The following is a 16,508-nucleotide window of genomic DNA, read 5'->3' on the forward strand; positions in this document are numbered from 1 at the left end:
TCTCGGCAGACCGATAGCGCAAACCCCGAGCTACGCAGTCGGATTCCTCATCGGGCGCCGAAATGTGATCGAACCAGGGCAAAACGGACGATTCAACCTCGACGCATGCTCACTGAGTATCAAACGCTTCACGAACGCTTACATGTTGCTGGAAAGTGACCCGCAGCACAACTCTCGGTGATCTGTCGCACATGATTCGTCACCGTCTTTGTCTCGGATCGTGACGCGAAAGCACGAAACCGCCCGGGTGCGAATGCACCCGGGCGGTTTCGCGTGAAACCAGCCGACTCAGCCGATATTGGCCGAAAGGTCGGGGATCATGCGGTTGACTTCCGCTTCCCAGTTGCGCCAGTTGTGCACGCCGGTGATCGGGAAGTCGAAGGTGGCGTTGCCGCCGCCGAGGGTGGCCATGCGGACCTGGAAGGCCCGGCTGTTGACCATCGCGAGCAGTTCCAGCGGAACACCCTGCACGATTTCCATCGGGTTGGACACATCGCCGGCACCGGGGATACCGCTGGCCGCCGAGACCCAGATGCGGGTGCCGTTGGCCACCAGGCGCGGCGCGAAGACGAACGGGTCCATCCGCAGCCACTGCGGGCCCCACGGCGGCGCCATCGCGTCGATGTTGAAGGCGCCCGCGGAGATCATGGCGGTGCGCATCGCCTCACGCATACCCGGCGCGGAGATGTTCAGGTAGCCGGAGAACGAACCGGCGTAGCTGAACTGGTCGGGGTGGTAGGCGGCCAGGGTCAGGGCGGCCGAGCCACCCATCGACAGGCCGAAGACGCCGTTGTTGTTCGGGTTGAAACCGAGCCTGCTCGACAGCGCGTTGCGCAGGTGAGTGGTCAGGAAGGTTTCCCACTTGTAGGTGTTCTTCTTGCCCGCCACCTGGGCCGGGGCGATCGACGAACCGGTCATCGACGAGCCGGTGGCCGCCGAACCGGTGGAGCTACCGCCCGAACCGGCATCGAGGCCGAAGAAGTTGCTCGGCGCGTTCCAGTCGGCGTAGAAGCTGGACTGGCCGCCGACGGGCATCACGACGTTGATGTTGGCCGCGGTCAGCGCGCGGGCGACATTGGTGTCGATTTCCCAGCCGTTGAGGTCGTCGCGGGCACGCATACCGTCGAGCGCGTAGACCACGCGGCCGGTGTTGCCGTCCGCGGCGCGGAAGATCCGCGACTTGATCGGGCCCATTTCGGAGTCGACCCAGAAATCGAAACCACTGGGATCGAATGCCGCCGTCGCGGTGCCGGTGGGACCTGCCACCGACGCCCCGAGCGGCAGCACGATCGCCAACGAAACCAGCACCGACCGCTTGAGCCAGCCGGCTCCCCTGGTTCTCAGACGTCCGCCACGCATTCTGTGTTGGGCCTTTCCTCGTGCGGTTCGCGCGGAACCGCGGTTGCAATGACCGCCGACTGACATCCGGCACACCAGTGCGCCGACGGAAGTTCCTCGTTGACCCTATCGCTACATCGATAGCCTGGCGTTACCAAAAAGTAATTATGTGATCGATTCAGCGCTGTGGCTCGGGGTAGGGGTTGACCAACCCACACCGCTGGATCTCGTACTTCGGGACGCGGTCGATGCGGTACTTCGCGAAGGTCATCGCATTGCGCAGGTTGTGCTTGAACCGATCGAAGGTGAGCGGGTCGCGCACGGAGATCATCAGGGCCTGCGTTTCGGGGCACGACATGGCGGTGCGTGCCTGGGTCACCCACTTCTCGTCCATGAACCACGGCATCCACGGATGGATGTCGACCATGCCCGAATCGACGACCACCCAGTCGGGGTAGAGGCTCTTGTCGTGGCCGATGCGGCCGTCGACGAGCCGGTCCGAATGCGCGGCCAGCGGGTAGGCCAGGCCCATCGGGTCGATCACGCGCACGCTCAGCGGCACGTTCATGCTGGTCATGCCGAGGTTGAGGAAGTACACGGTGTGCCCGGCGCCGCCCTCGGGGATGGGCTGCGGCGGCGGGTCGAGGTACCAGAAGGTGAACGACGGCGAATTCAGCAGCAGGCCGCCGTTGGGGTTGTTCGCGATGTCGTTGACCATGGCCCGCATGCGCGGGTAGTCGAGGTAGTCCTCGGCGCGGATCGGATGGTCGTGACCGGTGTTGAGCACGTAGTACACGCGCTCGTCGACGATGCCGGAGGCGCTGATCTTGGTTCCGGTGGTGATGGCGGTGGTGCTCGCCGCGTACAGCGACCAGCCCGCCGTGCCGAGCAGCGCGACGAGCAGCACCGCGAACGACCAGTCCCGTGCCGCGAACGCGCGCACCGGGATGGGGACGACGGCCACCGGGAGCAGCAGCAGGAACAGCTGGGTGAGCAGCATCCGGCCGTGCATGAAGTCACCGCCCACGCGCACCGCGTACACGGTGAGCAGCACGCCGCTGAGCAGCACCATCACCACGACCGCGCTGGGCGAACGGAACCACGAGCGAATCGCGGCGATCGACCAGGTGGGCTTCACCCGGAACCCGTGCGCCATGGCGGCGAGCACGCCCGCGACCAGCAGCACCAGCAGCGGGATCCACAGGTAGTAGGGCCCGACCAGATCGGCCAGGTACTTCAGGCCCTGCCCCCACTTGGCACCGCCCGCGTCCTTGGCGACGGCGGTGTTGGGATAGGGCAGGCCGTAGTAGCCCATGCGCCAGATCTGGTAGGCGACCGGGACCAGCCCGGCGACGAGAACGATCAGCGCCCGCAGCACCACCGGCCCGAACCGGAACTGCGGCATGGGCGCGAGGAAGATCATGCCGAGCGCGAGCACCCCGATCAGGGTGGCCTCAGGCCGGACAAGGGGTGCGAGCCCGGCCAGGAACACCAGCCCGAGCAGGCCGGGAACCCGCACGACGGCGGCTTGGCTCCACCGGATCATCAGCCACCACAGCAGCCCGACCCAGCAGATCACCAGGCCGCTCTCCAGCCCGGAGGTGGCGTAGTCGCGGGCGGGCGGCAGCGCGATGTAGACGAGCACACCCGCCGGGATCAGCAGCTGACCGGTGCTTCCGCCCCACAGCCGCGCGGTGCCGAGCATGGCGAACACCATCGCGAGCACCGAGACGACCAGGGCGACAGCGAGCACCACGTATTCGAGCCTGGCCTGGGTGACCCAGCTGAAGAACCAGACGATGTAGGTCCAGGCGGTGCTGGTATTTGTTTCGACCCGCTCGTCCATGTTGAAGACCGGGCCGTTGCCCGCGAGCAGGTTACGCACTGTGCGAAGGACGATGAGCCCGTCGTCGGCGATCCAGCGCCGCTGCCAGGCACCGATCGCGAACAGCGCGGCGGTGAGCACGACCCCACCGACGAATGTGGCCCGGGACGCGGCTGCGAAACGCGCGGCCGGGCGCTCCTGTTCGGCGCTGCCCAGCCGTTCGTCTTCAGATGATTCCCGCTCCGCTACCACGATCTCGTCAGGTGAGATAGACAGCGACACCTACCGCTCCGATCCAGGCAATAGCGAGGAACTGCAGGATGCGGTCCCCCAGCGCGATCTCTTCGGGTTCACCGGCCTCGCCACCATCGACGTCGACCGCGTAACGCAGGACTGCGATGGTAAACGGCACCATCGAGATCGCGTACCACTGGGTGTCCCGGGCCTCACCCTGCTGGAACGCCCACAGTCCGTAGAACACCACGAGCGCGGTGGCCGCGAGCGTCCAGACGAAGCGCAGGTAGGTGGGGGTGTAGTACTGCAGCGACTTGCGGATCTTGGCGCCCGTGTCGAGCGCGATCTGCAACTCGGCGTAGCGCTTGCCCGCCGCCATGAACAGCGAACCGAACGCCATGATCAGCAGGAACCACTGCGACAGTTCGATATCCGCGGCCGCACCACCGGCGATGGCGCGCAGCAGGAAGCCCGAGGACACGATGCAGATGTCGAGCACGGCCTGGTGCTTGAGCCCGAGGCAGTACGCCAGCTGGATGCCGATGTACACGGCCATCACCACGGCGAGATGCCAGGACGCCAGGAACGAACCGGCGATCGAACCGACCAGCAGCACGGCGGCCAGCGCGTAAGCCAGGTTGACAGGAACGACGCCCGCCGCGATCGGCCGGAACCGCTTGGTCGGGTGGGCGCGGTCGGCCTCGACGTCGAGGGAGTCGTTGACCAGGTAGATGCCCGAGGCGGCCATGCAGAACACGACGAACGCGATCGCCACGTGCGCGAGGATCCCCAGGTCGCTGACGGCTTCGGGGCCCGCGGCGAGCGGCGCGGCGAGCACGAGCACGTTCTTGACCCACTGACGTGGGCGAACGGCCTTGACGAGCCCGCCGGCCAGGGTCTTCGGCGGGCCCTTCACAGCAGCCTCGTCCAGGACGGCGGCGGACGGTTCTTCGCTCATCTCAGCCAGAGTTCTTTCGGTAGCGGTCACGGGCGGCGTCTCTTTTCGGCGGCGAGCACGGCGGCGGCCGACGCGGCCCCCAGTGCGGAACCGGCGAGCACATCGGAAGGGTAATGCACCCCGAGCACGACCCGGGACAACAGCATCGGTGGCACGAGCACCGCAGGCAAGGGTAGCCCGGTGAGCCTGCCGAGCAACACCGCCGCCGCCGTTGTGGAGGTGGCGTGCGAGGACGGGAAGCTCAGCTTGCTCGGCGTCGACACGTTGACCTGCACCGACGGATCGTTCGGGCGCGGGCGGCGGACGATGCGCTTGATGACGATCGACGCCGCGTGCGCGCCGACCGCGCCGACGGCCACGCCCGCCCACTGACGGCGGCGCGGCTTGTCGACCAGCCAGCCCGCCGCCGCGATGCCGACCCAGCCGAGCGCGTGCTCACCGAAGTGCGACATCGCCCGCGCGGCCGACACGACGGCCGGGTTGGTGCCGATGGTGCCCTGCACGGCGTTGAGGATCGCGACCTCGACGGGCACCTCCACGTACTCGCCACTGCACGCGCAGTCGCCGCCGCAGCCCTCGTCGAGGAGTTCCAGTTCCGGGTTGATCGCGTTCACTTGCTCGTTCCGTTCAGGCCGAAGGTCTTCTCCCACGCCGCCGTGCTCGTCAGCTCGGCGTGCGCGGCCCGGTAGCGCTGCTGCATCTCCGGGAAGCGGGCGGTGAGCTCCTTGCGCAGGCGCAGAGCTTCCTTGAGCAGCTCCGCCGCCTTGCGCGGGTCGCGCTTGCGGTACACCACGCCACGGCCGTCGGCGGTCGTCACGGTCACGCCGTCGACCTGCGAGAGCAGGAACCAGCGCGCGTCCAGCGTCGGCACGTTGAGCTGCGGTGTCTCGTGGGCGGCCGGGTCGGCCTTGCGGAAGTTGTGCACCACGCCCTTGGCCAGGCGCGCCACCTTGGCGATGGGGTTGCCCGGCTCGCCGACGGCGCCGACACCGTGGCGGCTGGCCAGCGGCAGTTCGGTCGAGGACGCAACCACGACGGCGTCCGGGAATTCCTTGCGCATCGCGTGGATCTTGCCCAGCGCGCTCGGCAGCAGGTCGAACAGACCCTCCGGCCCGGCGAGGAAGTCGCGGATCGCCTCGTTCTGGATGGCGACCGTGGAGTACTCGAGGCACAGCAGGTGCTTGAGGGTGGCCTTGACCGTGTTCACGATCATCGGCTTGCCGTCGCCCGGCAGGTGCAGCGAGGCGACGACAAGGCGGTTGCGCAGGTGGAAGTAGGCCTGCCAGTCGATGGCGTCGTCCTTGTCGGACCAGGCCATGTGCCATACGGCGGCACCGGGGAGGGTCACCGTGGAGTACCCCGCGTCGCGAGCGCGCAGACCGTATTCGACGTCGTCCCACTTGAGGAACAGCGGCAGCGGCTGCCCGATCTGCTCGGCGACCTTGCGCGGGATCACGCAGGTCCACCAGCCGTTGAAGTCGACGTCGATGCGCCGGTGCAGCAGCTTGGAGTTGTCGCGATCCTTGAGCGGATACTTCGAGAAGTCGTGGTCGTACTCGACATTCGGCGCCGAGGACCACATGAAGATCCCGCGGTCGACGACCTCACCCATGCTGTGCAGGTGCGAGCGTTCCTGCAGGTTCAGCATCTGCCCGCCGACCAGCAGCGGCGACTTGGCGAACCGGGAGAACGCGAGGGCGCGCAGGATCGAGTCGGGCTCGATCTCGATGTCGTCGTCCATGTAGACGATGAACTCGGCGTCGGTCTTCAGCGCCTCGTACATGACACGGCTGTAGCCGCCGGACCCACCGAGGTTGGGCTGGTCGTGGATGCTGAGCCGGTCGCCGAGCGTCGCGGCGGCCTCGGTGAAGCCGGGCTCGTCGACGACCTTGCGGTTGCCCTGGTCGGCCACGATCACCGCGGCGACATTGCCGAGCACCAGCGGGTCCGAGCCGAGGGCGGCCAGGGTCTTCACCAGGTCGGTGGGCCGGTTGAAGGTGGGCATGCCGACGGCGATGCTGCCGGTGCCCGGCGCCTCCTGCGGTGCGTACCAACCGCCCGCGAGCAGGGTGACCGCCGTGTCGGTGGTGATGTCGAACCAGATCCAGCCGCCGTCCTCGAACGGGCCGAGGTCGGTCTCGAACTCCACCGACACCGAATCCGCACCCTGCGGAACGGCGAATTCCTTGCCCTGCACGTGGATTCGCGAACCGTCCGCCTTGGAGCGGTACACGTCGACGCGACCGTGCCCGGCCAGTTCCAGCCGGAGCACCACCGACTTCAGCACGCTCCACCGACGCCAGTAGCTGGCGGGCAGCGCGTTGAAGTAGGTGCAGAACGACACCTCCGACTCCGCGCCGATCGAGAGCGCGGTGCGGCTGGTGGCGTGCGCGCGGCGGGCGTTGGTGGTGGATTCCTCCAGGTAGAGGGTCCGCACGTCCAGCGGTTCGCCCGGGCGCGGCAGGATGACGCGTTGCAGCAGCGACTTGGCGCGGGTCTCGGTGGTCACGTCTTCGAGCATCGGTTGCGCGCTCATGCCTCGTCCACCAGGGGCGCGCCCGACTCGAGATGCGGACGGAGCACGTTCTCGAACATGCTCAGCGCCGAACCGATCGCCATGTGCATGTCCAGGTACTGGTAGGTGCCGAGGCGGCCACCGAAAAGCACCTTCTTCTCGGCGGTTTCGCGCTTGGCGCGCTCGCGGTAGGCGAGCAGCTTGGCGCGGTCCTCCGGGGTGTTGATCGGGTAGTACGGTTCGTCGCCGGTCTGGGCGAAGCGCGAGAACTCGCGCATGATGACCGTCTTGTCGGTCGGGTAGTCGCGCTCCGGGTGGAAGTGGCGCGGCTCGATGATGCGGGTGAACGGCGCGTCGGCGTCGTTGTAGTTCATCACCGAGGTTCCCTGGAAGTCGCCGATCTCGAGCACTTCGGTCTCGAAATCAATGGTGCGCCAACCCAATTCACCTTCGGCGTAGTCGAAGTACAGGTCCAGCGGACCGGTGTAGACCACAGGCGCGTCGGGATTGGCGGCGCGGACCTCGTCCCGCACGTCGAACCAGTCCGTGTTCAGGCGCACGTCGATGAGGTCGGAGGCGGCCATGTTCTCCAGCCACTTCGTGTACCCCTCCTTGGGCAGGCCCTCGTAGGTGTCGTTGAAGTAGCGGTTGTCGAAGGTGTAGCGCACCGGCAGACGGGTGATGTTGCCCGCGGGCAGTTCCTTCGGGTCGGTCTGCCACTGCTTGGCGGTGTAGTCGCGGATGAACGCCTCGTAGAGGGGACGACCGATCAGCGAGATCGCCTTCTCCTCGAGGTTCTGCGCGTCGGCGGACTTCACCTCGGCGGCCTGCTCGGCGATGAGCTTGCGAGCTTCCTCCGGCGTGAAGTAGCGGCCGAAGAACTGCGAGATCAGCCCGAGCCCCATCGGCAGCGGGTACGCCTGGCCCTTGTGCAAGCCGAACACGCGATGCTGGTAGCCGGTGAACTCGGTGAACTGGGTGACGTAGTCCCACACCTTCTTGTTCGAGGTGTGGAACAGATGCGCGCCGTACTTGTGAATCTCGATTCCGGTTTCCGGATCGGGTTCGGAGTAGGCGTTGCCACCCAGGTGGTAGCGGCGGTCGATCACCAGCACCCGCTTACCCAGCACGTTCGCGGCCCGCTCGGCCACGGTCAGGCCGAAGAAGCCGGACCCGACCACGATCAGGTCGTACTGGTTTGCCTGGCTGGCGGAATCTGCGTTGACGGAGTTACCCGAGGACGATGCGGCGGTCACGGGTGCCCAGCGTATCGGAAGACCGCCGATTGTCCCGGCGGAGTCCATGACCGACTCCTGACCTGCGCTTTTGTCAGCCGCTACCCGGACAGGACCGCACCGACGGCGATGCGTACGGCAACGTCGGGTGTGAGTCGCTGTTCCGGGCGGGATGCGAGCGTCAGTAGTGGGGATATGCGGTCGGGCGGCCGGCGCGGATCCAGCGGCCCGTCGAGGGGGGCTGCGGTCAGGATGAGGATGATGAGGGGGAAGAACGAGATCACGAGGGCGCCCGCGATCGCGCCGCCGGCCTCCGATGAGGAGGCCTGGCTCAGTGCCATGAGGACCGAGACCCAGGTGCCTGCCAGGGCGACGACGGACAGCAGGATGAGGAGCACTCGGCCTGCGGTCTTGCGGCGGAACAACAGGATCGAGCCGAGGAACCACAGCAGGCTGGGGACGGCGCCGATGGCGAGGCCGATGGTCACCTCGGATCGGCCCGCTTCGTCGGTGGCGCTGGTCGGATCGGTGCCGAAGATGACGGCCGCGGCGATTCCGAGCCCGCCGAGGGCGATCAGTGACAGCAGCAGTGAGATGACAGCAGCGGTGATCGCCGTTCCCCCGCCGGGGCGCGGCTGGCCGTAGCCCGGCGGGTACGCGCCGTAAGCCGGTGCGCCATAGCCGTATTCGGCATAGGGCTGGGCACCGTAGGGCTGAGCGTAGGGGTCGGCGGCGTAGCCCGGTTGTGCGTAACCCTGTGCCGCATGCGGGTCGTAGCCCTGTGGGCCGTGCGGATACCCCATCGTTTCCCCCTCCGGACGAGCTGTGTGCCCTGGTGCTGACCAGCTGAAACTATACGGCCGGTCCGACAAGATCTTTCGGGCGTGCGCGTGTGTAGGCCGCCGTCCACGGCAGGACGGCCATGAGCAGCACGATCGCGCCGAGACCGGACGAGGTGCCCGCGGCGGTCCAGTTGTGGTTGACGATCGCCGTCACCGCGCCCGGCACCCCACCGAGACCGACGAAGATCGAGCGCAGTACCGATTGGTCGGCGAACCAGTGGATGCCGTACCCCGAGTCGTAGCCGATGAGCGTGGCGAGTAGGGCGAGCAGCCCGAGGCCGAGTTGCGCCGCGGCGGCGACGATCAGCACCCAGCGGCCGGTGTCGTCGCGGCGGGCGAGCAGCAGCGCGCCGTAGCCGAAGGCGAACGCGGCGGCCAGCGCGCCGAGGGTGCTGAAGAGGACGAGCGAATCGTCGAGCAGCTCCGGGTCGCTGAAGAAGGTGCGCAGGACGTACGCCGCGCCGAGCAGATTCGCGACGGCGGCGAGCGCGCCGAGGGTCACGGCGACGACGGCCGTCACGTCACCGAGAGTCGTTGTCTTCTCCTGCTCGAGCATGGTCCGACCGTATCCCGTCCGCCGCTATCGCGTCGCGGTCCAGCGGCGCGTCGGCTCGATCACGCTGAACGCCAGGATCACCACATTGAGCCCGAGCCAGCAGTCCAGTGGCCCGAACCGCCAGCCGTGACTCGCCCCGTTCAGCACCACGACCAGCCCCGTCGCCCCCGCCATCACCGCCGCCATCGTGAGCAGCACTCGCCTGCCGAGCATCCGGCGCCGCAACAACAGCACCGCGCCGAGCAGATACACCACGCCGAGCCCGCCGACGATCCCCGCGCCCACATAGTCGAGATCGATCTGACGCCCGAGCGTCCGCAGAACCGCGGTCGCCACCCCGACGACGATCCCCGCCACGCCGACCAGCACCCCCAGCCAGCCCGCGATCAGCGCGGTCACCGCGCGCGAAGGCCCCTCCGGCCGCACCTGCTCCACACTGTCCCCGCTACTTGTCGTCGTTCGGAGTCAGTTATACGGGGCTTGCGTGATCTGCGCCGGGGTGTGCTGGGGTTGCGTTCCCAGCTGTACGGAACCACCTCGGTGCTTTGTGCACCACGGAGGTACTGTGCGCGATCCAAAGAGCCGGGTACCCCACCCCGCAACATCCACACCCAAGACCGCGCCCGGGCAATATCCACCCGAGCGCGGCCCCGTCACATCCCGTCGCGCCCCGGCCAACCCCTACGCCGGATGCGCGGCGGCGTAGGCGCGGAACGCATCCCGGATGTACTCGGCGGTGTTCTCACCGTGCACGTCGTAGTTCTTCCGGAAGCGCGGATCGGCGACGTACATCTCGCCCAGGCCGACGAGGTACTCGTTGGTGACCGTACGGCCCTGAGTGGCGTCACCGAGCCAGGCGCGGTGCCGTTCGACGATGGCCTGCACCGTGTCGCCTTCCACCGGAAGTCCTGCGGCGTGCGCCTTTCCGAAGTCGGCGGCGATGTCGAGCTGGGTCTGCAGGAACTGCTGCTTACCCTCTTCGCTCAGCGAACGCCACCAGCGGTCGCCGCTCTCGTAGGCCTCCTTGCCCCAGCGCTGGGTGACTTCTTCCTTGTATTGTGTGTGGTCGAAACCGTCGAAGACCTCTGCGGCCATGAGCGGTTCACCTCTTTCCGTCTTGTGCAATGTGGTCGACACCGACTCGATCTGCCGCGCGATCCGATCCTGTTGCTGCCGAAGCAGTTCCAGGTGGGTGCGCAGCGCGTCGGTGGTGTTCTGTTCACCGGCGAGAACCTCGGCGATCACCGGAAGGCCGAGCCCGAGTTCGCGCAGCAGCAGAATGCGCTGCAGGCGGACCAGGGAGTTCTGGTCGTAGTAGCGGTAGCCGTTGGCGCCGATCCGGCTCGGCTCCAGCAGCCCGAGCTGCCCGTAGTGGCGCAGCGTGCGGCTGGTGGTGCCCGCGGCCTTCGCGAGGTCCTGAATGGACCATTCACCCACCATGACCAGCTCCTTTTCTCGTCGATGAGACCAGTCTGCAAGTTGACGCTACGTCAAGGTCAACACCGAAAGTCAGAACCCGATCTCGACCTCGACGGTGTCGCGTTCGGTGTACATCCGCCAGTACTCGGCGCCGAGTTCGGCGTTGCCGATGCGCGGTAGCACGATCCCGTCGGGGATCAGCTCGGGATGGGCGTCGACCTGGTGCTGCACCGCGCTGTTCTCGATGAGCGAGCCGATGGCGAGCAGCCCGGCGAACACCCCGGTGCCGTCGAGTTCGGCCGCCAACTGCCGGACATACGCACGCTGGGCGCCGAGGGCAACGCCCATATTCGCGAGGTAGGGCTGCAGATTCACCTCGGACGCACCGGAGGAGAACAGCAGCGCGCCCCGACCGCGCGCGAGCATCCCGGGCAGGAGTTCGCGACCGAGCTGGATCGACGAATACACCTTGAGCGCGAACGGCACCTCGAGCGCGGCCCGGTCGACCTCACGGGTCGAGGCACTGCGCGCCGATATCCCGGCGGCGGCCGCGTGCACCGCCACCTCGATCGGGCCCAGTTTCTCCTCGACCCGGGCGATCACCCCGGTCAGCTGGGCGGGATCGGTGATGTCGGCCGCGAAGGGCTCGGCCTCGATACCGACCGCGCGCAACCCCGCCACGCGCTCGGCGGCCGCGCCGGGATCCCGTCCGATCGCCGCTATCCGAAAGCCGTTGCGTCCGAAGACCTGTGCTGTGCCCGCGCCGAGCCCCGGTCCGTATCCGAAAATCGCGAGTGTGCGCATCCGGTAAACCTCTTCAAGTTGAGTGCCGGTTCAAGTTATCGGCAACGTAGCACTAACTTGAACCCTGGCTCAAGATGTTTCGGCGGGTCGATTTGTAGGATCGGCGGATGCCCGAGGACAAGCCGTTGCGCAGCGATGCCAGGCGCAACCGTGACGCCCTGGTCAGCGCGGCCCGGGAACTCTTCGAGGAACGCGGCCTCGACGCACCACTCAAGGAGATCGCCGCGCGAGCGGGCGTGGCGATCGGCACCCTGTACAACCGTTTCCCCACCCGCGACGAACTCATCGCCGCCGCCGTCGACGACCGAGTCGGGGCGGGCGCTCGCATCGCCGAGCAGGCACTCGAACTCGACGACCCGTGGGAGGCGTTCGTCTTCCTGGTCGAGGGCATCTGCACGCTGCACGCCGAGGACCGCGTGCTCGGCGAACTCGCCCTGCGCAACCCACCGAGTCCGGCACTCGAACGCGCCCGCGTGCACGGTCACGATCTGATGCGCCGAATCGTCACGCGCGCACAGCGGGCCGGGGCATTGCGCCCGGACTGGACACTCGAGGACATCGCCTTCATCACCTGGTCACACACCAGCGTGCTCGCCGCGACCGCGCACATCGCCCCCGACCTGTGGCGCCGCAACCTCGCCCTCATCCTGGACGGCCTGCGCGCGAAAGCCGCACACCCCCTGCCGGTTCCGGCCCTCACCGAGGACCAGCTGATGCAGGCGATGCGCGGCTGACGCCCCCTCCGCCGACGCGGGTACTTCTTCGGAGCCGCAGTCCAACGGCACTCGGTCTCAGCGAGCGGCGACGACCGGTTCTCGTAGCACGGTCTCGACGCGGGCGGTCTTCGCCGGGATCTGCCCGAGGACCGTGCCCGCGAGGGCGATGACGAGGCCGAGGACCTGGAGCGGGGCCAGTGCCTGGCTGAGCGCGAGCCAGCCGATGACCGCCGCGGTGACGGGGCTGAGCAGGCCGAGGAAGGAGACCGAGGTGGCCGAGACTCGGGCGATGCCGCGGAACCACAGCCAGTAGGCCAGGGCGGTGCCGATGATGCCGAGGTAGAGGTAGCCGCCGACGGCTTCGGCGTCGAGGGCGGGTGGGGCGCCTTCCACGAACAGGGCGAGCGGGGTGATGAGCAGGCCCGCGGCGGTGAGCTGCCAACCCGTGACGGTGAGCGGGCCGACGCCGGTCGGTTGACCCCATTTCTTGGCGAGCACGGTGCCCGCGCCCAGCGAGGCGGCGGCTGCGAGGCCCGCGAGTACGCCGACGGTGTCGAGCTCGACAGTGCCGCGCAGGACGACGAGGCCCACCCCGAGCACCCCGATCAGGCCGGCGAGAACCTTACGGCGAGTGGGTGTTTCGGCCAGCAGGACGGCGGCGAAGCCGAGGGCGAACATGGGTGCGATCGCGGCGAGCACGCCCGCCACACCGCCGGGGAGCCGGTAGGCGGCGAGGAACAGCAGGGGGAAGAAGACGCCCATGTTGAGCGTGCCGAGCACGGCGGCGCGGCCGATCCAGATGCCGCGCGGCAGGGTGCGGGTGATGGCGAGCAGGACGAGACCCACGGGAAGTGCTCGCATGAGGGCGGTGAACAGCGGCCGGTCGGGCGGGAGGAATTCGGTGGTGACGGCGTAGGTGGAGCCCCAGGCGATGGGGGTGAGTGCGGTGAGGGCGAGGGTGCGCGCGTCGCCGTGGGTTGCGGTCGTCATGTTCGCTCCTGATTGATAATCTCAACGTTGAAATATCTACTCCTGGCGATGACTCATCGTCAAGTAGCTGAATGTTGAGATATTCAACGGAGAGAGGAACTCGCATGTCCGATGCCGTGGACTCGATCGTCGAACACTGGAATCGCGAACGCCCCGACGTCGACGTGTCGCCGATGGCGGTGATCGGCCGCATCACCCGCCTCGGCCGCCTGTTCGATCAGGAACTGCGCACGTTCTTCGCACAGCACGACCTGGAGCGCTGGGAATTCGATGTGCTCGCCACCCTGCGCCGCTCCGGCGGCACCAAGGGCCTCACCGCGGGCGCCCTCAACCGCGCCGCCATGGTCACGTCCGGCGCGATCACCAATCGCATCGATCGGCTCGCCGCGAAAGACCTGGTCCGCCGCGTCCCCTGCGCCGACGACCGCCGCTCCATCTTCGTCCAGCTCACCGACAAGGGCACCGAACTCGTCGACCGCCTCCTGCCCCTCCACGTAGCCAACGAGGAACACCTACTCGCCGGCCTCTCACCCGAAGACCGCGACAACCTCACCGATCTCCTGCGCACGCTGTCCATCGCCCTGGGCGACACGTCGATCAGCTGACCGGAACCGTCGCGAGGTCGCCCCGGCTCACACGGTCAAAGGGAGACCGACTGTGGGCGAGCTTCGCTCAGGAACTGTGGTGCGCGATTTCGGCCGCAGCGGGACCGGCCGCAGTCGGACAGGGACGATCCTCGCATCCGGTGGCTGCTGCGTGTTCGGCCGCGACGGATGACTGTCGTGCGCTATTCGGTCGGGACCGCGCTCGCCTGCAGTGGTGGTGGAACGGCACCCGGGTCCGGTTCGAGGATCTGTTCCGGCGCGAAGTTCGGGTCGGCGCCGGTGCTTGCCTCAGGCGCCGGTATCGGCTCGGAGCCGCTCGGGTCCGGCGCGGTGCCACCGCTCGGGTCACTCGCGGCGTTCGGATCGGTGGCGGCACTCGGGTCTGTCGCACCACTCGGGTCGGGAGCGATGTCCGAGCCGGGCTCGCCGCTAGGTTCAGGGGCCGGGCCGACGTCGGCGAGGTTCGGAAGCTGGGGCGCGCCTTCGAGTGGCGTATCGCTCTGCGGCCCAATCTTTTTCGGCGGTGTGGCGGCTGATCCGGGCAGCTGCTCGCCGACCTCGGGCACCAGCTGAAGCAGGGTGGAGAAGTCGACCACTTGGGCACCTAGAGTTTTCGTCGCCACGATGACACCGTTGGTGTACAGGCGGTAGGTGCCCGCGCGTTGCGGCAGCATCATCTCCGGGCCGATGGGGGCGCCGATCGAACTGCCGGGACCACCGAGGCGGCGGTATTCGGTGTCGATCACCGACTCACCCGCCAGCGCTTCGATGGTCGGTCCGGGATCGGCGGGGAGCTCGGGAAGTGCTGGGATGGGCAGGGATTCGACGAGGTCGCCGGGGGCCGGGCCGACGGCGAAGGTTTCGATGTCGGCGGGCCGGCCGCCGTCGGGAGCGGCGGAGTACTCCGAGCGCAGGATCAGGCCGTCGCGCAGCAGTACCGTGCCGACGGTGGCGGCGACGGCGTCGGTGGTTCGCGCGTCTTCCTTGACCGTGCCCGGGTAGACCTGGCAGTCGGTGGTGTCGCAGGTCTGCGCGTACGGGTAGCGGTCTTCGGCGAGGGCGTAGGAGCGGGCGGCGATGGCCTGTGCGCGCAGGGCCTCGAATGCGCCCTGATCGGCCCAGTTGGCCTGCATTTCGGCGGGCAGAACGCCGGCGAGATAGTCCTCGATATCGACCTGGTTCACGGTCCGGTACGAGCCGTTCTCCAGCGCGACGCCGAGCGCGCCGCGATAGGCGGTGCCGCCGCAGAGAGTGAGGTGTTCGTCGGCGGGGCGGCCCGGCCCGGCACCGATCGGGTAGACGTACGGGTCGTCGGTCGCGCTCTGCCACAACACTTCTCCGTCGCAGCCGGCGGTCACCACCACGCTGGCGCCACCGTCGGGCATCGGGGTGAGGTGGGCGGCTTCGCCGGGTCCGATCATCCGGCCCGCGACCTGCGCGCCCGCGGCGGCATAGGTGTCGAGGGTGGCGTCGTCCTGGGCTTGCAGGCGTACGCCGATGGTGGTTGCTCCGATTTGGCCGAGTTCCGCCCCTGGGTAGTAGTGACCGAGGATCTGCTCGGCGTTCCAGCCCGCGCGCGCGTTGTCGAAGGCGCCGACCTGGCTCATGCCCCGGCCGTGTCCCGCGCCGACCGTCGGCTCCACGTCGGGCAGCAGTTGCCACAGCCCGAGTGCCCCGGTGAGCACGAGCGCCGTACCGCCCACCAGCACCGGGAGGGGTGGCGCAGCGAGTATCGGAACCGCACGTCGGCGGGTGCCGCGACGGGTCTTACGGGCGATCGAGGTATCCGCTCTCATCCTGCGCTCCCACGGTTCGGGGTTCTACCGGCGGAGCTCGCGTCGGCATGTCGTCCGCGCCGAGCGGGTTCCGAGGGCTACATTCGAGCAATCACATAACTCTCGAGTTGAGGTTTAGATGTGTGACGTATGTTAACTAGTGTGGTGTGTGAGGCAAGAGGAAGCAAGCATCACTTGCCGGTGATCTGCCGCTAGGGATGACCCTGCTCGACCCTGATTGGAGAGGCACGTGCGATACCGAAAGCCGAAACGTTCCTACGTGCTACCGGTGGTCACGACCCTCGCGGTCGCCGCGCCGATCGGCGCGTTCGCGCTCAGCGATTCGACCGATTACCGCAGCGCGAACAATTCCCAGTTCGCGGCCGTGCAGCCGGAGCTGTCGGAGGTCGCGCTCACGTCGGTCCCGGACATCACGATCCCGCTGCGCGAGCTGACCGGCCTCGACCTGCCCGACCTGCACCTGTCGGACCTGCGCATGCTTGGGCTGCCGTCGTCGATCCCGATCCCGCCCGGAATCCCCGCGCCCCCGGGCGTGGCGCTGCCGACCGAGATCCCGCTCCCCCAGATACCCACCAAGGCTCCGTCGACGCCGACCGAGCAGGCCGCGCCATCCGCCACCCCCGGCGCGGCGCCCGCGCCCGGACGGCCCCCGGCACCGACGACGGCGGTCCCGAC

15 protein-coding genes and 1 pseudogene are annotated in these 16,508 nt (G+C 68.0%); 3 read left to right on the forward strand and 13 right to left on the reverse strand.

Features of this window, described 5'->3' with window-relative positions:
- Positions 1–288 precede the first annotated feature (288 nt).
- The 11 genes from NI2_RS24585 to NI2_RS24635 form a co-directional block, all read right to left on the reverse strand.
- Positions 289–1,359 (reverse strand): alpha/beta hydrolase, encoded by a 1,071-nt coding sequence (locus tag NI2_RS24585; RefSeq protein WP_067494891.1) that lies wholly within the window; start codon positions 1,357–1,359, stop codon positions 289–291.
- A gap of 157 nt (positions 1,360–1,516) precedes the next feature.
- Positions 1,517–3,418 (reverse strand): arabinofuranosyltransferase AftB family protein, encoded by a 1,902-nt coding sequence (locus NI2_RS24590; RefSeq protein WP_371852006.1) that lies wholly within the window; start codon positions 3,416–3,418, stop codon positions 1,517–1,519.
- A 4-nt stretch (positions 3,419–3,422) separates the two neighbouring features.
- Positions 3,423–4,355 carry a decaprenyl-phosphate phosphoribosyltransferase gene (locus NI2_RS24595; protein ID WP_067494894.1) on the reverse strand — a complete coding sequence of 311 codons (933 nt, stop codon included), beginning with the start codon at positions 4,353–4,355 and terminating at the stop codon, positions 3,423–3,425.
- A 26-nt stretch (positions 4,356–4,381) separates the two neighbouring features.
- Complete coding sequence (locus NI2_RS24600) at positions 4,382–4,894, reverse strand: phosphatase PAP2 family protein (RefSeq protein WP_067494988.1); 513 nt, start codon at positions 4,892–4,894, stop codon at positions 4,382–4,384.
- A 71-nt stretch (positions 4,895–4,965) separates the two neighbouring features.
- A complete protein-coding gene (locus NI2_RS24605; protein ID WP_067494897.1) occupies positions 4,966–6,891 on the reverse strand; it encodes a glycosyltransferase in 1,926 nt (641 codons plus the stop codon).
- On the reverse strand, positions 6,888–8,126 hold the full coding sequence (gene glf, locus NI2_RS24610) for a UDP-galactopyranose mutase (RefSeq protein WP_067494900.1): 1,239 nt from the start codon (positions 8,124–8,126) through the stop codon (positions 6,888–6,890). Before glf ends, NI2_RS24605 begins: the two co-directional genes overlap by 4 nt.
- An 80-nt stretch (positions 8,127–8,206) precedes the next feature.
- Positions 8,207–8,908: a hypothetical protein gene (locus NI2_RS24615; protein ID WP_067494903.1), complete on the reverse strand. Its 702-nt coding sequence runs from the start codon at positions 8,906–8,908 to the stop codon at positions 8,207–8,209.
- Positions 8,909–8,957: 49 nt separating this feature from the next.
- Positions 8,958–9,503: a hypothetical protein gene (locus tag NI2_RS24620; protein ID WP_067494906.1), complete on the reverse strand. Its 546-nt coding sequence runs from the start codon at positions 9,501–9,503 to the stop codon at positions 8,958–8,960.
- Positions 9,504–9,527: 24 nt separating this feature from the next.
- On the reverse strand, positions 9,528–9,938 hold the full coding sequence (locus NI2_RS24625; protein WP_067494910.1) for a hypothetical protein: 411 nt from the start codon (positions 9,936–9,938) through the stop codon (positions 9,528–9,530).
- 246 nt (positions 9,939–10,184) lie between these two features.
- Positions 10,185–10,943 carry a MerR family transcriptional regulator gene (locus tag NI2_RS24630; protein WP_067494914.1) on the reverse strand — a complete coding sequence of 253 codons (759 nt, stop codon included), beginning with the start codon at positions 10,941–10,943 and terminating at the stop codon, positions 10,185–10,187.
- Between the two features lie 69 nt (positions 10,944–11,012).
- A complete protein-coding gene (locus tag NI2_RS24635) occupies positions 11,013–11,726 on the reverse strand; it encodes an SDR family NAD(P)-dependent oxidoreductase (RefSeq protein WP_067494917.1) in 714 nt (237 codons plus the stop codon).
- A 107-nt stretch (positions 11,727–11,833) separates the two neighbouring features.
- On the opposite strand from NI2_RS24635, the gene NI2_RS24640 reads away from it, so the two are divergent.
- Entirely contained in the window at positions 11,834–12,460 is a 627-nt protein-coding gene (locus NI2_RS24640) for a TetR/AcrR family transcriptional regulator (RefSeq protein WP_067494920.1), read from the forward strand.
- A 57-nt stretch (positions 12,461–12,517) separates the two neighbouring features.
- Here NI2_RS24640 and NI2_RS24645 read toward each other — a convergent pair whose 3' ends face one another.
- Positions 12,518–13,432 (reverse strand): EamA family transporter, encoded by a 915-nt coding sequence (locus NI2_RS24645; protein ID WP_067494923.1) that lies wholly within the window; start codon positions 13,430–13,432, stop codon positions 12,518–12,520.
- A 104-nt stretch (positions 13,433–13,536) separates the two neighbouring features.
- Between NI2_RS24645 and NI2_RS24650 the strand changes: the two genes are divergently transcribed.
- The gene (locus tag NI2_RS24650) at positions 13,537–14,037 is read left to right on the forward strand and encodes a MarR family winged helix-turn-helix transcriptional regulator (protein ID WP_067494925.1); all 501 of its coding nucleotides are present in this window, start codon (positions 13,537–13,539) and stop codon (positions 14,035–14,037) included.
- Between the two features lie 182 nt (positions 14,038–14,219).
- Here NI2_RS24650 and NI2_RS24655 read toward each other — a convergent pair whose 3' ends face one another.
- Positions 14,220–15,833: a SpoIID/LytB domain-containing protein gene (locus NI2_RS24655; protein ID WP_084476717.1), complete on the reverse strand. Its 1,614-nt coding sequence runs from the start codon at positions 15,831–15,833 to the stop codon at positions 14,220–14,222.
- 229 nt (positions 15,834–16,062) lie between these two features.
- Here NI2_RS24655 and NI2_RS24660 point away from each other — a divergent pair.
- Positions 16,063–16,508, forward strand: a pseudogene (locus NI2_RS24660) (N-acetylmuramoyl-L-alanine amidase); the annotation flags it as partial.

Source organism: Nocardia ignorata NBRC 108230 (genome assembly GCF_001612905.1).
Lineage (GTDB): Bacteria > Actinomycetota > Actinomycetes > Mycobacteriales > Mycobacteriaceae > Nocardia > Nocardia ignorata.